The sequence below is a fragment of the Arthrobacter sp. NPDC092385 genome, assembly GCF_044755105.1.
Classification (GTDB): Bacteria; Actinomycetota; Actinomycetes; order Actinomycetales; family Micrococcaceae; genus Arthrobacter_D.
Map to the genome: position 1 here is coordinate 280063 of NZ_JBIVQL010000001.1, position 15752 is coordinate 295814.

The following is a 15752-nucleotide window of genomic DNA, read 5'->3' on the forward strand; positions in this document are numbered from 1 at the left end:
GGTGAGGGCCGGTCCGCGATGCGCTTCACGGACGGTGCGCACGCCTGGCGCTGGTCCGTCCCCCGGCCGTTCCGGCCCCGGTCCGATCAGCGGTCGGGGTCGCCGGACCGTCCGTGTGCCGCGCCGGTGGGGAATCCGATGCTGAGGAGCTGCGGCGCCGAGCAGCATCCGCCGGCATCCGGGACATCTGCCGGAGCTGCGCCGGCTGCGGAGTCCAGGTCCGTGCTGCAGACACCCGTCCCGGGCAGCTCGAGTTGCAGGCGGGAGGCAGCCTCGAGGTCACCCGCGATCGCGGCGGTGACGGAACGGACCTGCTCATACCCGGTGGCCAGCAGGAATGTGGGGGCTCGCCCGTAGGACTTCATCCCGACGAGATAGAAGTCCTTCTCGGGATGCGCCAGGACGTCGGCGCCGTGGGCTGGGACTGTTCCGCAGGAATGGAATTCCGGGTCGATCAGGGGCCCGAGGGCACGGGGTGCTTCGACAGCCGGATCCAGTTCGAGGCGGAGCTCGCGCAGCATGTCGAGATCGGGGCGGAACCCGGTGGCGGGCACGAGGACGTCGACGTCGACGGTGCGGGGACCGTCCGGCGTCGACGCCGTGACGGCGAGGGCCGATCCGGTCCCGGTGAGCGAGGTGATGGCGAAGCCGGCGATGAGTTCGACGACGCCGTCCCTGACGAGGGTCCTCAGGCGGCTGCCGAGTGCGCCGCGGGCGGGCAGGCCGTCGAGGTCCTCGCCGCCGTAGAGGCGTTGGGCCGACGCACTGCCGCGGACGGCCCAGAGGATGCGGGTGCCGGGCTCGTTCCGGGCGACCTGACCGAGGTTGATCAGGGTGTTCGCAGCGGAGTGGCCGGCGCCGACGACCATGACCGTCCTGCCTGCGAACCGTCCCCGTTCAGCGCCGACGACGTCAGGCAACGGACCGGTGATGAATCGGGATGCCGCGCCTTCCCCGGGTGCCGTCAGTCCGGCCTGTCCGAGCGGGTTGGGTCGGCTCCAGGTGCCGGAGGCGTCGATGACGGCTCGCACGAGGTGGTCCGTGGTGCCCCCGGGTGCTGTGACCCGGACGAGGAACGGTGTGGTGTCGCGGTCCTTGCTGCGGGTCTTGTCCATGCCGAGGCGGGTGACTGCGATGACCCGGCTGTCGAAGTGGAGGGCATCGGTGATGGCTGGGATGGCGGCGAGGGGTTCGAGGTAGGACTCCACCAGTTCCCGGCCGTACGGCAGTGCGGTACGGCGCGGTTCGGTCCAACCGGTGGGTTCAAGCAGCCGGCGGGCTGCGGGGTCGATGTCGTACTCCCAGGGCGAGAACAGGCGGATGTGCCCCCACTGCCGGATCGCCGCACCGACGCCGGGCCCCTGCTCGAACACGATCGGAGTCAGGCCCTGCTCGAGCAGGTTGGCGGCCGCCGAGAGGCCGATGGGTCCAGCGCCGATGACGGCGACCGGAAGGCCGGTCGCACCACAGCCGGTGGCGGAGCGTGTTCCGGGGGTGGCCTCAGGCATGAGCGGTGGTCCCGTCGGTGGGCAGGAGTTCGCTGATGAGCTGCTGGATGCGGCCCTTGATCTCGTCGCGGATCGGGCGGACGGACTCGACACCCTTCCCGGCGGGATCCTCGAGCACCCAGTCCTCGTACCGCTTGCCCGGGAAGTACGGGCACTCATCCCCGCAGCCCATCGTGACGACGACGTCGGAAGCCTTCACGGCCTCGGCGGTGAGGACCTTCGGGGTCTCGGCGGTGATGTCGATGCCCTCTTCCTGCATGGCCTCGACCGCCGCCGGGTTGACCTGATCGGCGGGCTGGGACCCGGCGGACAGAACCTCGATGCGCCCCTCGGAGAGGTGGTCCAGGTATGCGGCGGCCATCTGCGAACGTCCTGCGTTGTGGACGCAGACGAACAAAACCGACGGCTTCCTGCCCTCGGTGGTCGTCTCGATGCTCATGGTGATCCTTTGTTCAGCGCCTGTGCGGAGATCGACAGGTTTCGATGTCGAGTATGGGGAGATATATCGATGATTGTCAATGTCGAGGTACGGTGGGTGTATGACGACGATCTCCGAGCCCAGGACAGCGGACCTCGCAGCGACCGGAGCCGCCGAAGCGGCCCCTGATGCTGCGGGTGAAGAGGTCCCCTGCTGCGTGCCGTCGGGGGCTCCTGCGATGAGCGCGGACCGGGCCGAGGAACTGGCGAGGCAGTTCAAGGCGATCGCCGATCCGAACCGTCTGCGCCTGATCTCGCTGATCTCCTCGAGCGTCGGGAACGAGGCATGCGTCTGTGACCTCACCGAGCCGCTGGATCTCGGGCAACCGACCGTGTCGCATCACCTGAAGATCCTTGTCGACGCAGGCATCCTGCATCGTGAGAAGCGCGGTGTGTGGGCGTATTTCTCGATCGTGCCCGGCGCCCTGGACTCCCTCGCCGGCATCCTCACCGAACCCCGGTGACCCCTGACCTCTCCGGGCCCCTGCCCGCCCAGAAGAATCGAGAATCCCTGTGAGTTCCAAGGCCGACAAGCCCTCCGTCCTGTTCGTGTGCGTGAAGAACGGCGGCAAGTCCCAGATGGCCGCCGGGCTCATGGACAAGGTCGCCGGGGACTCCGTGGCGACGGCGTCGGCCGGGTCGAAGCCGGGCTCCGCGGTCAACGGCCTCTCGGCCGAGGTCCTGGCGGAGGTGGGGGTGGACATCAGCCAGAACGTGCCTCGTCCGACCACCGTCGCGGACCAGAGCCAAGCGGACCTCGTGGTCATCCTCGGTGCTGAAGCGCAGGTCGACGAGGTCGAGGGCACTCTGTACGAGCGCTGGGAGACCGACGAGCCCGGCGACCGCGGTATCGACGGCATCGAACGCATGCGCCTGGTCCGCGACGACATCCTCGAACGCGTCACAGCCCTGCACGCCACCCTGATGGCCCGTAGCTGACCAGTGCCGACGCGGTCGTCGGCAGCCGGTCCCATCTGCTTCGTCTCCAGGCCCTTCCCTGCCCTCTTCCGTGAGTTCCTCCCGCGTGTTCCTCCCATAAGGAGTCCTGCTGCCATGACTGTGGTCGCCATCCTGATCTTCCTCGCCACCCTGACCCTGGTCATCTGGCAGCCCCGAGGCCTCGGCATCGGCTGGTCCGCCCTCGGTGGTGCGGCGGTGGCCCTCATCACCACGGTGGTGAGCCTGTCCGACATCCCCGTCGTCTGGGACATCGTGTGGAATGCGACGTTCGCGTTCGTGGCGATCGTCATCATCTCCCTGATCCTCGACGAGTCCGGGTTCTTCACCTGGGCAGCGCTGCACGTCGCACGGTGGGGCAGGGGTGACGGGCGACTGCTGTTCACGCTCATCGTCCTGCTCGGGGCAGCGATCGCGGCGGTGTTCGCGAATGACGGGGCGGCGCTGATCCTCACGCCGATCGTCATCCAGATGCTCCTGGCCCTGAAATTCCCTGCCAGGGCGTCCCTCGGGTTCATCATCGCGTGCGGGTTCATCTCCGACGCCGGCAGCCTGCCCCTGGTCGTATCGAACCTGGTCAACATCGTCACCGCGGACTTCTTCGACATCGGCTTCGCCCGCTACGCGGCCGTGATGGTCCCGGTCGGCATCGTGTCCGTCGCGGCCAGCCTCGGCGTCCTGCTCCTGTTCTTCCGCACAGCGATCCCACGCCGCTACGACGTCGCCGTCCTCGCCAGTCCGAAGTCCGCCATCGCGGACCCGCTGACGTTCAGGGCCGGCTGGGTGATCCTCGGGGTCCTGCTCGTGGGCTACTTCGCCGCCGAACCACTGCACATCCCACTCTCCGCCGTCGCGGGAGCCGGAGCCGTCGTCCTGATGATCGTCGCCTCCCGCCGGCCGGCCTTCCTCTTCCCCCGGACCAGCACCCTCACCGGCGCGTCCGCAGTGCCGGGATCGACGCCAGGATCACCTGAAGGCGCCGAACGGGCAGCGGACCCCGACTACGAGACGGTCGGTGCGTCCCACCGGTCGACGGCACGTCCTCACGGTATGCCGGTCACCCGCGCCCCCGCCGATTCGGACCGGGGTGATGAAGGATCTGCACAGGGTGGCGCGGCCGCCCTCCCGCACGGGAGGATCTCCGTTCCACGGATCCTGAAGGAAGCGCCCTGGCAGATCGTCCTGTTCTCCATCGGCATGTACCTGGTCGTCTACGGGCTGCGGAACCAGGGCCTGACCGACGAGCTCGCCAGCGTCTTCTCCACCATCGGCACCGGCGGGGTACTCATCACCGCACTCGGCGTCGGCGTCATCGTCGCCGTCCTCGCGTCCCTGATGAACAACCTGCCCACCGTCCTCATCGCATCGTTGGCCATCGGCTCCGCAGGAGCTGCCGGGCTGACTCAGGAAGCCATGATCTACGCCAACGTCATCGGCTCCGACCTCGGGCCGAAGATCACCCCTATCGGCAGCCTCGCGACCCTGCTCTGGCTGCACGTCCTGGACCGCAAGGGCATCCACATCGGCTGGGGCCAGTACTTCCGGATCGGCATCGTGCTGACCATCCCCGTGCTCGTCATCACCCTCCTCGCCCTCGCCGGATGGCTCACCATCATCGGCACCTGAGCGCCAGGAGGGGGCCCGCCGCGTACCCCGTACGCGAAACGGCGGGCGCCCCTCCTGCACCCCTGCCGGGAAGGGCTCAGGTCAGGTCGCGTGTCTTCGAGAAGCGGTCGATCGCCTTCTGCGTCGAGCGGTTGGTGAGCACCTGGATGGTCGTGCTGACCGCACCCGAGATCACGGCGAACACGAGGGCCGAGCGCAGGGTGTTCTCCAGCCCGTCCTTGCTCTTGGGCGGGGCCTCACCGGTGATCTTCTCCCACAGGAAGTCGACGAGCTTGGTCCCGACGAAGCCCGCACCCACGCTCATGCCGGCGCCGAGCAATTTGAACACCACGTTCATGGTTTCTCCTTCTAGTCCGATAGTCCTGGGCCTAGCCTAGCCGCGGCCCACGCCCCTCCGCAGGTGTAGGATCGGTAGCGCTCAACCAACAAACGACAGGGGAGCGCCGATTCGCAGCAGGCTGCGGAACGGGCGCTGAGAGTGCGGACCGCCGCAGACCCTCGAACCTGATCCGGCTAGTACCGGCGAAGGGAGTCGAGTTCTCAGAGTGCACGGATGCTGCTTCAACGGCAGTCCGGCACTCTCCCCTCCTGTACCTCAGGAGGACATCACCATGGCATCACCAACGGCCCTCAAGGGCACCTCTCCGCGCACCAACCAGTGGCGCGTCGTCGACATCGTGGTGGCCTCGGTCATCGCGGTCGCCGTCGGCGTCCTGTTCTTCGCCTGGTCGGCCGGCTACTCGGGCATCAGCGTGCTCACCGCCGGCTTCCCGCCCCTGGCGGGCCTCTACTCGGGCGGCTGGCTGATCGCGGGAGTGCTCGGCGGGCTGATCATCCGGAAGCCCGGCGCCGCCCTCTACTGCGAGGTGCTCGCGGCCGCGGTCTCGGCGCTCATCGGCACCCAGTTCGGCATCCTCGTCCTCGTCTCCGGGCTCATCCAGGGACTCGGGGCCGAGCTGGTCTTCCTGCTGTTCCTGTACCGGAAGTGGAACCTGCCCGTGGCACTGCTGGCGGGCCTCGCAGCGGGGCTCGCCCTCGCGATCAGCGAGAACATCATGTACAACGCGCTGTGGACCATCGAGTTCAAGGTCCTCTACACCGTGTTCGCCGCCATCTCCGGCGTCGTCATCGCCGGCCTGCTGTCCTGGCTCGCCATGCGCGGCCTCGCGAAGACGGGCGTGCTGTCCTCCTTCGCCGCGGGCCGCACGGCGGACGTGTGACACCAGTCGACGCGCTATCCCCGGGAGCGGTGCACGTCCGCGCCCGGGGATGGGGCTGGCGCCATGCCGGCAGGAAGGCGTTCGCTGCGCGCCGGCTGGACCTCGACATCCAGCCGGGGGAGCGGGTCCTGCTCCTCGGGGCGTCCGGCGCGGGAAAATCCACCGTGCTGCACGGCCTGGCCGGGGTGCTCGGCACCAACGACGAGGGCGAGCAGGAGGGTGAGCTCCTGCTTGACGGCGCCCCGCCCGCTACGGCGCGGGGACGCGCAGGGCTCGTCCTGCAGGATCCGGAGACGCAGGTCGTGCTGGCGCGCGTGGGCGACGAGGTGGCCTTCGCTGCCGAGAACCTCGCCGTGCCGCGGGAGGAGATCTGGCAGCGCGTGGGACGGGCGCTCGACGACGTCGGCCTGGACCTCCCGCTCGACCACCCCACCACCGCGCTGTCCGGCGGGCAGAAACAGCGCCTCGCGCTCGCGTCCGTGCTCGCGATGGAACCCGGCCTGCTCCTGCTCGACGAACCCACCGCGAACCTCGACCCCGACGGCGTGCTGGAGGTACGCGACGCCGTCGTCCGGGTCCTCGAGCGGACCGGGGCGACGCTCGTGGTCGTGGAGCACCGTGTGGCGGTGTGGGCCGACGTCGTCGATCGCGTGATCGTGCTCGATGCCGAGGGCGGTGTCCTCGCGGACGGTGCCCCGGCAACCGTGCTCAGCCGGGAGGAGACGCGAAGCCGGCTCGCGGCGGCAGGCGTATGGGTCCCGGGCCTCCGGCCTCCCGTGGGCGGGCGGGTGCCCGGCGGCGGCGGGGAGGTGCTCCTCTCGGCGCACGGCCTGGCCGTGGCCAGGACGAAGCGCGGGCCGGCCGCCGTGGAGGACCTCGGGCTCGAGGTGCGCGCTGCGGAGGCCCTGAGCATCACCGGGCCGAACGGTGCGGGGAAGTCGACGGCGGCGCTCACGCTCGGCGGCCTCCTCCGTCCGCGGGCCGGGACGCTCGAGGCGTCCGCCCGGCTCGCCGGCGAGGCCGGGAGGAACCCGTTCCGCTGGCGCTCCTCCCAGCTCGTGCAGCGCATCGGCACGGTCTTCCAGGAGCCCGAGCACCAGTTCCTCACGGCGAGCGTCGCGGAGGAACTCGAGTTCGGGCCGAGGAGGGTCAGCGGGAGCGCGGACCCCCGGCGCATCGCCGAGCTGGCCGAGCGGCTCCGGCTCACCCATCTGCTGAAGGCCAATCCGTTCACACTGTCCGGCGGGGAGAAGCGCCGCCTGTCGGTCGCGACGATGCTCGCCACAGCCCCGCGCATCCTCATCCTGGACGAGCCCACCTTCGGCCAGGACGCCGGGACCTGGGCCGAACTCGTCACCCTGCTGCGCGAACTGATCGACGACGGCGTGGCCGTCCTCTCCGTGACGCACGACGCCGACTTCATCGGCGCGCTCGGCGGAGCATCGCTGCACATCATCGGTGGAGCGGGACGGCTGGTGTCCCGATGAGCAGCGACTACCTGACGCCGGTCCTGACCGGGAAGACCCTCGTGCGGGCCAATCCGGTGTCCAAGCTGTTCGCCGCCACGGTCATCACGTTCGCCCTGATGGCGAGCATCGACTGGGTCAGTGCCGCGGTGGTGCTCGCCTCGGAGCTCGCCCTCATGCCGCTGCTGGGCATCAGTGTGGTGGGCCTGGCGCGGCGTATCTGGCCCCTGCTGGTCGCGGCCGTGGTCGGCGCCTACGGGACCGCCCTGCTGGCGGAGAAGAGCGGCGCGGTCCTGCTCGACGTCGGGCCCCTCCTCTTCACCGAGGGATCGGTGGCCGCGGGCACCGCCGTGGGGCTGAGGGGCCTGGCGCTCGCGCTGCCGGGCATCTTCATCCTCCTCACCACCGACCCCACCGACCTGGCCGATGCCCTCGCGCAGAAACTGCACCTGCCGCACCGCTTCGTGCTCGGCGGCCTGGCATCGCTGAGGCTCGTCGGCCTGCTGGTGGAGCAGTGGGAGACACTCGGGCTCGCGCGCCACGCCCGGGGCATCGGCTCGGACGGGTCCGTCGTCGCCCGCACCCGGAACCTGCTGGGGCAGTCCTTCGGGCTCATCGTGCAGGCCATCCGGCGCGCCACGCGGCTCGCGACCGCGATGGAGGCGCGCGGATTCGGCGGCGGGACGCGCACGTGGGCGCGGACGAGCACCTTCTCCCCGCTCGACGCCGGTGTCGCCGTCGTCGGGCTCCTGATCGCCGCGGGCGCAGTAACGGCGGCCGTCCTGGCCGGGACCTGGAATTTCATCCTGTCCTGACCGGGGCGGCCGCCGTGTCGGCGCTGGTGCAGCGGGCTCCTACAGCACGTCCGCGAGGAAGGACCGCAGGCGCGGGGTCTGCGCGTCGTCGAAGATCGCGGCCGGCGGACCGGATTCCACGACCACGCCGCCGTCCATGAACGTCACGGTGTCGGAGACGTTGCGAGAGAAACCCATCTCGTGGGTCACGACGACCATGGTCATGCCCGCCGAGGCCAGATCCGCCATGAGGGCGAGGACGCCCTTGACGAGCTCGGGGTCCAGGGCGGACGTCGCCTCGTCGAAGAACATGACCTCGGGGTCCATCGCCAGCGCCCGGGCGATCGCGACGCGCTGCTGCTGGCCGCCCGAGAGGTTGCCGGGCCGCACATCGGCCTTGTGCTTCAGTCCCACCAGGTCCAGCTGCGCCAGCGCCTTCTCCCGGGCCTCGTCCGCGGACATCTTCCGGAGCTTGCGCAGCGCCAGGGACACGTTGTCCACCACGGTCTTGTGGGGGAAGAGGTTGAACTGCTGGAACACCATGCCGATGCGGCGGCGCAGCTCGTCCGGGTTGTCCTTCAGCACGGACCGGCCGTCGAGCAGGATGTCTCCCCTGTCCGGTTCGATCAGCCGGTTGAGGACACGCAGGAGCGTGGACTTGCCGGATCCGGACGGGCCGATGACCGACGCCGTCGTGCCCTGCTCCACGTGCAGGTCGATGCCGCGGAGCACGTGGTTGGTCCCGAAGGACAGGTGGAGGTCCCTGCCGGTCAGGGTTCCCGATTCGATGGTCTTCACGCCTTGGCTCCTTCGCCGATCTTCGCGGCCAGTTCGTCCGGTTCCGGCTTCTCCCTCTTGCCCGTCCGCAACTTGTTGTCGATGTAGTTGACCAGGTGGGTCAGCGGGATCGTGAGGCACAGGTACAGGACGGCGGAGGCGATGAGCGGCGAGAGGTTGCCCGTGTTGCTGGCCGCATCGTTGCCGATCCGGAACAGTTCACGCTCGCTGGTCAGCAGCCCGAGGAAGTAGATGAGCGAGGATTCCTTGATCAGCGCGATGAACTGGTTCACCAGGGCGGGCAGCACGCGCCGCACGCCCTGGGGAACCACCACGAGCTGCATCGACGAGCGGTAGCTGAAGCCCAGGGCGCGCGAGGCCTCCAGCTGTCCCTTCTCCACGCTCTGGATACCGGAGCGGAAGATCTCGCCGATGTAGGCCGCCGCCATGAGCGACAGCGCGAGGATCCCCATGGGGAACGGGCTCGTGCTGCCGGTGGCCTCGCGGTAGATCGGGCTGAGTCCGATGCCGATGAGCAGGATGATCACGACGGCGGGCACCCCACGGAAGATGTCCGTGTAGATGCGCGCCGCCCAGCGGAGCAGCCGGTTGCGGGAGATCCCCATGATCGCGAGGACCATGCCGAGGACCGTCCCGATGACGCCGGACGCGATCGCGAGGATCAGGGTGTTCCGCAGGCCGACCGCGAGGAGCTCCGGCAGGACGGCGGCCATCGCCTCCCAGTCGAAGAAGGTCTGCGCGAGCTGTTCAAGGGCATTCATGGAGGGTCGGCTACTTTACTTCCACGGCTTTGCTGCCGGGCTTCCAGTCGGTCGGCATCTCGCGGTCCGGGTACCACTCCTTGGTGAGCTCGGACCACGTGCCGTCCTCGACCACGGCGTCGAGGCCCGCGTTCAGGGCGTCGATCAGGGGCTGGTTCTCGCTGTTCACGGCATAGGCGGTGAAGTTCTCCGTGTTGATGATGGTCTCGGCGATCGTGGTGTCGTCGCCCTCCTTCACCTGGCCGGTGGCCTGCTGGGACGGCGCGACCCACGCGTCCACCTGGCCGTTCTTCACGTTGGCGTACACGGTGTTGTAGTCGGCGAAGCGCACGGGCTCGAGGCCCAGGGTGTTGGTGACGTAGTCGTCCTGCACGGTGCCCTGCACCACGCCGATCCGGGTGCTCTCGGACAGCGAGTCGAAGCCCGTGACCGGAGAGCCGTTCTTGGCGACGACGGCCATGTAGCCGAAGTCGTAGCCGTTGGTGAAGCCGACGTTCTCGCGGCGGGCCTCGGTGGTGGAGATCGAGGAGGATCCGACGTCGAACTGCTTGTTCTGCACCTGCGCCAGCAGCGCCGAGAAGTCGGTGGAGGCGAACTCGACCTCGAGGCCGAGCTTGTCGCCGATGGCGCGCAGCAACTCGTTGTCGTAGCCCGTGAAGACGCCGTTCTCGATGAAGATGTTCGGAGGCGCATCCGAGAGGGTGCCGACGCGCAGCGTGCCCTCGGTGATGAGTCCGAGCTTCGAGGTGTCGATCCCGTCGATCGGCGTGGTGTCCTCGGTGGTGTACTTGTCCAGCGTCTGCTGGTCGCTGCCGGCCAGGGCGTCGGTGGTCTCGGTGGGCTCGCTGCTGGAGCTGCCGCAGGAGACGGTCAGGGCGAGGAGGGGTACGGCGAGTGCCGTGAGGACCTTACGGGAGATGTTCATGGTTTCCTTCGATGCCGGCCCGGGTTCCGGGCGCACAGGGTGAGGGGTTTTCGGAGGTGCCGGTCGACGGCACGGAAGGAGGCTGCTTGCTGCTGGGTGACACGCTCGCTGTTCTGGGCTGTGCGCGTTGTGATGTGGCTACCCGGCGATCCCGGGACGCCGCACGACGCCGTACTTGCCAACCGGGGGACTGGTCCCGGCGGCCGAATCTTCACCTGGAGCACCCCACTACGGGAGAGGGTTGCTGTCCAGCCGGCCAGGGCCGAGGGCTGGAACTCTTGATTTCAAGAAAAACGCTAGGGCAGGGTGAAGGGCCCGGTCAAAACGACAGCGGGCGGAAATCGGCGTTTGACGCGGTAAACGGGCCTCTACACGGCCGTTTGTGGTGGAGATTACACGAATCGGTCCACGAGCTCGGTGAGTTCGGCGGTGAGCGCGGCCGACGTACGCAGGTCCTGGCCGTCGAGCGAGAGGACGGGCGCGAGGAGCCGGATGCTCGAGATCAGCCAGACGGCGTCGGCGTCGAGCAGGTGGTGCGGTTCGAGCGGACCGTAGCCGAGCTCCCACCCCTGCTCCTTCGCCGCTGCGAAGAGAGCGCTCTGGGACGTGCCCGCCAGGATGCCGCTCTCCAACTGCGGTGTGAGGAGCGTCTTCTGCCCGTCACGGTCGTAGGCGAGGAGCACGGTGGACGTCGGTCCTTCCAGGACCTTGCCGTCGGAGGACGTGAAGATGACGTCGTCCGCGCCGTGCGCCTTCGCATGGCGGATGGCCGCCATGTTCACCGCGTAGGAGAGGGTCTTGGCACCCATGAGCAGCCACGGCGCACGTTGTGCCACGGTGCTGTCGTACCCGCGCTCGAGGAACAGGACCTTCAGGCCGGCGTCGCGCTGTGCCAGGGTCGACGCCGGAACGGGCGCCACCTGCACCCAGGCCGTGGCGCGGCCCGCGTCCTCCACCCCACGCGTGGCGATCAGCTTCACGACGGCGTGGCCGTGGTCCGGCTCGGCCGCCGCGAACTCCCGCAGGCCGGTGCGGATGGCGCGGCTCCAGGCCTCCGCCCCGGGCACCACCAGGTCGAGGGCGGCGGCCGACGACGCGAGCCGCGCGAGGTGCGCCTGCTCCTTCCGGGGAGTTCCGCCGACGGCCAGCAGCGATTCGAAGATGCCGTCCCCGCGCGTGGCGCCGAGGTCGGTGGCCATCAGTTGCGGCTGCGAGGCGTCGACGACCTTGCCGTCGTCGTGGGCCGGGTCGAGGAACACGAGAACAGTCATGGCACCAGCGTATCCGCTGCCATTCCTCGGGCCGGGCCGGGCGACGACGGTACGCCCACGGTCAGGCGCAAACGTCGAGCTACCGTTTGCCGTACTTCCGGTGCACCGCCTGCTTGCTCACCCCGAGGCTCTGGGCGATGGCCTCCCATGACAGTCCTGCCTGGCGGGCATTGCGGACGAGGCCCGCTTCTGCACGCCCTACCTCCCGCTGGAGTTCGGCGACTGCCTGCAGTGCTTCGCTGGGCCCTCTGCCGTCCATCGATCCGACGAGTGTTCTCATCCTCTCCACCTCCATGCGTCAACATTAGTTGACAACGCGGCGGTGGACAAGGGCCGTGCTGCCCCGCCGCGGCGGCCTGTCCTAGACGGCCGACCAGCCGCCGTCGGAGGGCAGGATGGCGCCGTTGATGTTCACGCCGTCGTCGCTCAGCAGGAAGGTGATGGTTGCCGCGAGGTGGGCGGGATCGGCGATGCTCGGGATGTTGACCCGGGCCGCCTCGAGCCGCGCCGACCCGAAGGCCGACGGCGTGCCCGGCATCGGGATGCCGGTGGCGACTCCGCCCGGCGCGACCGCGTTGATGCGCACGCCATCCTTCGCGTACATGAACGCTGCGCTGCGGGTGATGCCCACCACCGCGTGCTTGGACGCCGTGTAAGCGACGCCGGATGCCGATCCTCGAAGCCCTGCTTCGGACGCCACGTTGACGATCGACCCGCGACCGGCGTCGAGCATGACGGGCAGCACGGCCCGGGTGAGCCGCATGAGTCCTTCGACGTTGACGGCGAAGACGCGCGACCACATGGCGTCCGAGACCTCGTGGAGCGGGCTGAAGTCGTCGTTGATGCCGGCCACGTTGGCCAGTGCGTCGATGCGTCCCTCGGTGCCGGCGATGATGCGCGCCACGGCCTCGGCGTCGGTGAGGTCGGCCGCGATCGGCACCACCTGGTAGTCGTCCAGGGACGCGGTGAGGTCCTCGATGCGATCCGCGGCGATGTCGACGGCGATCACCCGGCCGCCCTCACGGGCCACGCGTGAGGCCGTGGCGCGGCCGATGCCCGATCCTGCCCCCGTGACGATGACGGTGCGTCCCTCGAACCGGCCCGCGACCGGGCGCTCCTGCCAGGCGGAGCCGTCCGCCTCCGGGATGATGCCTCCGTTGACCCGCCTGACGAGATCGTCGACCGCCGCCTGCGGCAGTGCGCCCTGGCTCAGGGCGACCAGTTGCTGCAGCGGCATGGACCGGGCGGGGCCGAGTGCTGCCTCGTCGGTGCCGGCCTGCGCGAGGAACCCCCTCAGGACAGGCCCTCCCTCGGGGTGGCCGAGCCACTGGTCGATGGTGCTGGAGGCGGTCAGGGTGGCAGGAGTCCGGGACATGGGAGGTCCTTCCGGTTCGGAGGATCGGGGGAAGTGCTGCTGTCCCTGCAGGCTACATTCAACGCCGTTGAATGGCCAGTGTCGCGCGCGATCCTCCTTTTTCGACGGGCATTGTCCCGGACGGACTCGCAGGAGGAACCCGGCCGTCTAGGGTTGGAGGATGATCGAAGGCCGGACGGAGACGCGCAGCGCCATCCTGGCCGCCGCCCGCACCCTGTTCCTCGAGCGCGGATATGCCGGCGCCTCGGTCCGCTCCGTAGCATCCGCGGCAGGAGTGGATGCGGCGCTGCCCATCCACTATTTCGGATCCAAGGAAGCCCTCTTCCTCGAGGCGCTCCCCCAAATGCCGGACTACCAGCCGCTCCTCGGCGGCGACCCCGCAACGCTGGGGGAACGGTTCGTCCGGTTCGTCCTCGATGCGGAGGACCACCTGCGGCCCCTCTACCTCACGCTCCTGCGGGCCAGTGACGCCGGGGCCGTGAGCGCGCAGTTGCGGCACCTCCATGAGACGACCTTCGTCGCGCCCCTCGAGACACGGCTCACCGGGCCCGGTGCTGACTTGCGTGCACGCCTCGCGGCGGCGCTGGTGGGCGGGCTCATGTACGCCCTGTGGGTCGTCCAGGACGAGCGGCTCCTCGCCGAGGACCACGAGGCGATCATCGGTCGCTACGGCGCCCTCCTGCAGCAGCTCGTGGATCCGGCGCTCTAGGTTCCGGGTGCTCCTCGCCGCCGATGTGCCCTGCCGGCGACCAGGAGCGGGATGATCCGCGCCGGGAGGATGGGTGGGAGAGGTCAGGGGACGAGCGCGACGTCCTCGCCACGCAGGGTGGCGCGGAAGCCGTCGTCCTGGACGGCGACGTCCTGCAGCACGAGGCCCTCGGGCAGGCCCTCGATGTCATGCTCGATGGTGACGAGCCGGCGCACCACGGCCGCGGTGGCCTCCGAGAGGAGATCCGGTCCGCCGATGTCGATCGAGCGCGGTTCGACGACCAGTCTGCCGGCCTCGACCTCGACCGTGCCGGTGGCGGTGACGCGCAGCTCGCGGCCCAGGACCTCCACGGTGCGGACCACCACGGCCCGACCGCCGTCGGCTCGGACGTCCGTCCCCTCGCCGAGCTCGTCGGCGACGGCCTCGAACGGCACGGTCGCGTCCACGGTGAGCCGAGCCGCGACCGATCCGTCGGGGCCGGTGGTCACGCCGCGTCCGACGGCCCGGACGTCGCGGAGCACCGAGCCGCGGGTCACGACCGTCCCGGCGTCCAGCACGACGTCGGCCAGCCACACCTCGTCCTCGCGCAGGTCCGGGGGAGCCTGCGCATCCGGTGACAGGTCGGGACCCGATCCCGACGACGGCAGCGATTCAGGCTCCCGACCGGCCGGATCACTCACCGCCCACCACAGCATCGCTATCGCGATGACCAGGATCAGCATCATCCCGGCAGCACCGATCAGCCAGTCCTTCGCGCGCTTCAACACCATGAGGACAGTCTGAGGTATTCGGTTCCCCGTCGATGCGCCGCCTGCTTCCGGCGGGCGTGGCCGAAGCTCAGGTGAGGTCTGCGATGAGCGCCGACGCCGCGCAGTCGCGGATCCCGTTGATCCCTGCCACCGCGGTGCCCTTGTCCTCGTAGGGTTCACTCGTCACCAGGGTGGCGCCGTCGTCCCCCGTGAGCCGGAACCGCAACTCTTCCTTGTCATCGCGATAGATCTCGAATCGTCCTGCCATGTCCGCCCCCTCGTCATCGGACGCTGCCTGCCTGCCGGGCCGATCGCCGGAGCAGGACTGCCGAACGGCAGCGCTCCACCCATGAAATCCGCTGTCGTGCCCTGAAGCAACAACGAATACACCGGATGTCCGTGCTTGTGGTGGGAACTGATACCTCGAGGAGCGCAGCCGGCCGGTGAGCGCCGGGATCCTGGCGCCTCAGCCGTGTCGTGACATCCGGTACAGGAGGTTGTCACGCACCATCGGCCACTCGTGGGCGAGGATCGAGTACACCACGGTGTCGCGCAGTTCGCCGTTCCGGGCGCGGGTATGGCTCCGAAGCACGCCGTCCTGCTTCGCGCCGAGCCGGGTGATCGCCTCGCGGGACTGGTGGTTGAGCCAGTGCGTGCGGAACTCGACGGCGGGGCACCCGAACACCTCGAAGGCGTGACGCAGCAGGAGGTACTTGGACTCCGTATTGGTGCCGGTCCGCTGTGCCGATGCCGCGTTCCAGGTCGAGCCGATCTCCACGCGCGGAGTGTCGTGGTCGATGTTCATGTAGGTGGTCATCCCGATGATCCTCGCGGCGCCTCCCGTGCCCGGGTCCACGAGGCGCGTGGTGAAGGGCAGCATCGAGCCGCCGTCCTGCAGTGCGAGGCGCCTCGTGATCTCCTGCCGCATGCCATCCGGGTGCGGTACGGAGGTGTACCAGAGCTTCCACAGCTCACCGTCCCGGGCGGCCGCCACGAGGCCGTCGTGGTGGTCCGGCGACAGGGGTTCGAGGACGGTCCGGGTGCCACGCAGGGTGGTCGGCTGGAAAGCGGTCATGCACCGAGAGTAGTTCTGGTCCGTGCGGGACGACGGCGGCA

The 15752-nt window shown here is 69.3% G+C and carries 19 protein-coding genes and 2 riboswitches; of the genes, 7 read left to right on the plus strand and 12 right to left on the minus strand.

All coding sequences use genetic code 11. The features are described 5' to 3' along the window. Positions 1-86: 86 nt before the first annotated feature. Together ACIQCY_RS01395 and ACIQCY_RS01400 are read right to left on the minus strand one after the other, a co-directional pair. The gene (locus tag ACIQCY_RS01395; protein WP_400482095.1) at positions 87-1508 is read right to left on the minus strand and encodes an NAD(P)-binding protein; all 1422 of its coding nucleotides are present in this window, start codon (positions 1506-1508) and stop codon (positions 87-89) included. Continuing rightward, positions 1501-1947, minus strand: a complete 447-nt coding sequence (locus tag ACIQCY_RS01400) for an arsenate reductase ArsC (protein WP_400482096.1) — start codon at positions 1945-1947, stop codon at positions 1501-1503. The genes ACIQCY_RS01395 and ACIQCY_RS01400 overlap by 8 nt, the downstream gene beginning before the upstream one ends. Positions 1948-2164: 217 nt before the next feature. On the opposite strand from ACIQCY_RS01400, the gene ACIQCY_RS01405 reads away from it, so the two are divergent. From ACIQCY_RS01405 to ACIQCY_RS01415, 3 genes are all read left to right on the plus strand, one after another. Further along, positions 2165-2449 (plus strand): ArsR/SmtB family transcription factor, encoded by a 285-nt coding sequence (locus ACIQCY_RS01405; protein ID WP_400482429.1) that lies wholly within the window; start codon positions 2165-2167, stop codon positions 2447-2449. Between the two features lie 49 nt (positions 2450-2498). After that, entirely contained in the window at positions 2499-2924 is a 426-nt protein-coding gene (locus ACIQCY_RS01410; RefSeq protein WP_400482097.1) for a low molecular weight phosphatase family protein, read from the plus strand. A gap of 114 nt (positions 2925-3038) precedes the next feature. After that, complete coding sequence (locus ACIQCY_RS01415) at positions 3039-4568, plus strand: arsenic transporter (protein ID WP_400482098.1); 1530 nt, start codon at positions 3039-3041, stop codon at positions 4566-4568. Between the two features lie 76 nt (positions 4569-4644). Here ACIQCY_RS01415 and ACIQCY_RS01420 read toward each other — a convergent pair whose 3' ends face one another. Next, positions 4645-4905, minus strand: coding sequence for a DUF4235 domain-containing protein (locus tag ACIQCY_RS01420; RefSeq protein ID WP_400482099.1), 261 nt, complete (start codon positions 4903-4905; stop codon positions 4645-4647). An 87-nt stretch (positions 4906-4992) separates the two neighbouring features. Beyond that, positions 4993-5116: riboswitch (TPP riboswitch) on the plus strand. 63 nt (positions 5117-5179) lie between these two features. Between ACIQCY_RS01420 and ACIQCY_RS01425 the strand changes: the two genes are divergently transcribed. Genes ACIQCY_RS01425 through ACIQCY_RS01435 form a run of 3 tightly spaced genes read left to right on the plus strand, consistent with a single transcriptional unit; the run spans position 5180 to position 8069 of the window. Beyond that, a complete protein-coding gene (locus ACIQCY_RS01425; protein ID WP_400482100.1) occupies positions 5180-5788 on the plus strand; it encodes an ECF transporter S component in 609 nt (202 codons plus the stop codon). Continuing rightward, positions 5785-7275 carry an ABC transporter ATP-binding protein gene (locus ACIQCY_RS01430; protein WP_400482101.1) on the plus strand — a complete coding sequence of 497 codons (1491 nt, stop codon included), beginning with the start codon at positions 5785-5787 and terminating at the stop codon, positions 7273-7275. The genes ACIQCY_RS01425 and ACIQCY_RS01430 overlap by 4 nt, the downstream gene beginning before the upstream one ends. Next, positions 7272-8069: an energy-coupling factor transporter transmembrane component T family protein gene (locus tag ACIQCY_RS01435; RefSeq protein WP_400482102.1), complete on the plus strand. Its 798-nt coding sequence runs from the start codon at positions 7272-7274 to the stop codon at positions 8067-8069. The genes ACIQCY_RS01430 and ACIQCY_RS01435 overlap by 4 nt, the downstream gene beginning before the upstream one ends. A 39-nt stretch (positions 8070-8108) precedes the next feature. Here ACIQCY_RS01435 and ACIQCY_RS01440 read toward each other — a convergent pair whose 3' ends face one another. The 6 genes from ACIQCY_RS01440 to ACIQCY_RS01465 all read right to left on the minus strand — a co-directional run bounded on the left by ACIQCY_RS01440 (position 8109) and on the right by ACIQCY_RS01465 (position 13178). Next, complete coding sequence (locus tag ACIQCY_RS01440; protein WP_400482103.1) at positions 8109-8846, minus strand: amino acid ABC transporter ATP-binding protein; 738 nt, start codon at positions 8844-8846, stop codon at positions 8109-8111. Then, entirely contained in the window at positions 8843-9607 is a 765-nt protein-coding gene (locus tag ACIQCY_RS01445; protein ID WP_400482104.1) for an amino acid ABC transporter permease, read from the minus strand. Before ACIQCY_RS01445 ends, ACIQCY_RS01440 begins: the two co-directional genes overlap by 4 nt. A 10-nt stretch (positions 9608-9617) precedes the next feature. Continuing rightward, entirely contained in the window at positions 9618-10532 is a 915-nt protein-coding gene (locus ACIQCY_RS01450; protein ID WP_400482105.1) for an ABC transporter substrate-binding protein, read from the minus strand. Between the two features lie 166 nt (positions 10533-10698). Continuing rightward, a riboswitch (SAM riboswitch) is annotated at positions 10699-10816 on the minus strand. A gap of 108 nt (positions 10817-10924) precedes the next feature. Then, positions 10925-11803, minus strand: a complete 879-nt coding sequence (locus tag ACIQCY_RS01455; protein ID WP_400482106.1) for an aminodeoxychorismate lyase — start codon at positions 11801-11803, stop codon at positions 10925-10927. A 79-nt stretch (positions 11804-11882) separates the two neighbouring features. After that, positions 11883-12098: an AsnC family protein gene (locus ACIQCY_RS01460; protein WP_400482107.1), complete on the minus strand. Its 216-nt coding sequence runs from the start codon at positions 12096-12098 to the stop codon at positions 11883-11885. Positions 12099-12164: 66 nt separating this feature from the next. Further along, a complete protein-coding gene (locus tag ACIQCY_RS01465; protein ID WP_400482108.1) occupies positions 12165-13178 on the minus strand; it encodes an SDR family NAD(P)-dependent oxidoreductase in 1014 nt (337 codons plus the stop codon). Positions 13179-13338: 160 nt separating this feature from the next. On the opposite strand from ACIQCY_RS01465, the gene ACIQCY_RS01470 reads away from it, so the two are divergent. Continuing rightward, on the plus strand, positions 13339-13887 hold the full coding sequence (locus ACIQCY_RS01470; protein ID WP_400482109.1) for a TetR/AcrR family transcriptional regulator: 549 nt from the start codon (positions 13339-13341) through the stop codon (positions 13885-13887). Between the two features lie 83 nt (positions 13888-13970). Here the strand turns inward: ACIQCY_RS01470 and ACIQCY_RS01475 are convergent, their stop codons facing one another. The 3 genes from ACIQCY_RS01475 to ACIQCY_RS01485 form a co-directional block, all read right to left on the minus strand. Then, positions 13971-14657: an LmeA family phospholipid-binding protein gene (locus ACIQCY_RS01475; protein ID WP_400482110.1), complete on the minus strand. Its 687-nt coding sequence runs from the start codon at positions 14655-14657 to the stop codon at positions 13971-13973. 67 nt (positions 14658-14724) lie between these two features. After that, entirely contained in the window at positions 14725-14904 is a 180-nt protein-coding gene (locus ACIQCY_RS01480; protein ID WP_400482111.1) for a YegP family protein, read from the minus strand. Between the two features lie 198 nt (positions 14905-15102). Further along, complete coding sequence (locus tag ACIQCY_RS01485) at positions 15103-15711, minus strand: GNAT family N-acetyltransferase (protein WP_400482112.1); 609 nt, start codon at positions 15709-15711, stop codon at positions 15103-15105. Positions 15712-15752: the final 41 nt, after the last annotated feature.

Bases quoted from the DNA above. Each gene is read 5' to 3' on its own strand.
- ACIQCY_RS01435 (WP_400482102.1), top strand. From the start codon at position 7,272: ATGAGCAGCGACTACCTGACGCCGGTCCTGACCGGGAAGACCCTCGTG.
- ACIQCY_RS01450 (WP_400482105.1), bottom strand. From the start codon at position 10,532: ATGAACATCTCCCGTAAGGTCCTCACGGCACTCGCCGTACCCCTCCTC.
- ACIQCY_RS01425 (WP_400482100.1), top strand. From the start codon at position 5,180: ATGGCATCACCAACGGCCCTCAAGGGCACCTCTCCGCGCACCAACCAG.
- ACIQCY_RS01460 (WP_400482107.1), bottom strand. From the start codon at position 12,098: ATGGAGGTGGAGAGGATGAGAACACTCGTCGGATCGATGGACGGCAGA.
- ACIQCY_RS01455 (WP_400482106.1), bottom strand. From the start codon at position 11,803: ATGACTGTTCTCGTGTTCCTCGACCCGGCCCACGACGACGGCAAGGTC.
- ACIQCY_RS01470 (WP_400482109.1), top strand. From the start codon at position 13,339: ATGATCGAAGGCCGGACGGAGACGCGCAGCGCCATCCTGGCCGCCGCC.
- ACIQCY_RS01420 (WP_400482099.1), bottom strand. From the start codon at position 4,905: ATGAACGTGGTGTTCAAATTGCTCGGCGCCGGCATGAGCGTGGGTGCG.
- ACIQCY_RS01445 (WP_400482104.1), bottom strand. From the start codon at position 9,607: ATGAATGCCCTTGAACAGCTCGCGCAGACCTTCTTCGACTGGGAGGCG.
- ACIQCY_RS01485 (WP_400482112.1), bottom strand. From the start codon at position 15,711: ATGACCGCTTTCCAGCCGACCACCCTGCGTGGCACCCGGACCGTCCTC.
- ACIQCY_RS01480 (WP_400482111.1), bottom strand. From the start codon at position 14,904: ATGGCAGGACGATTCGAGATCTATCGCGATGACAAGGAAGAGTTGCGG.
- ACIQCY_RS01395 (WP_400482095.1), bottom strand. From the start codon at position 1,508: ATGCCTGAGGCCACCCCCGGAACACGCTCCGCCACCGGCTGTGGTGCG.
- ACIQCY_RS01405 (WP_400482429.1), top strand. From the start codon at position 2,165: ATGAGCGCGGACCGGGCCGAGGAACTGGCGAGGCAGTTCAAGGCGATC.
- ACIQCY_RS01415 (WP_400482098.1), top strand. From the start codon at position 3,039: ATGACTGTGGTCGCCATCCTGATCTTCCTCGCCACCCTGACCCTGGTC.
- ACIQCY_RS01475 (WP_400482110.1), bottom strand. From the start codon at position 14,657: ATGGTGTTGAAGCGCGCGAAGGACTGGCTGATCGGTGCTGCCGGGATG.
- ACIQCY_RS01465 (WP_400482108.1), bottom strand. From the start codon at position 13,178: ATGTCCCGGACTCCTGCCACCCTGACCGCCTCCAGCACCATCGACCAG.
- ACIQCY_RS01400 (WP_400482096.1), bottom strand. From the start codon at position 1,947: ATGAGCATCGAGACGACCACCGAGGGCAGGAAGCCGTCGGTTTTGTTC.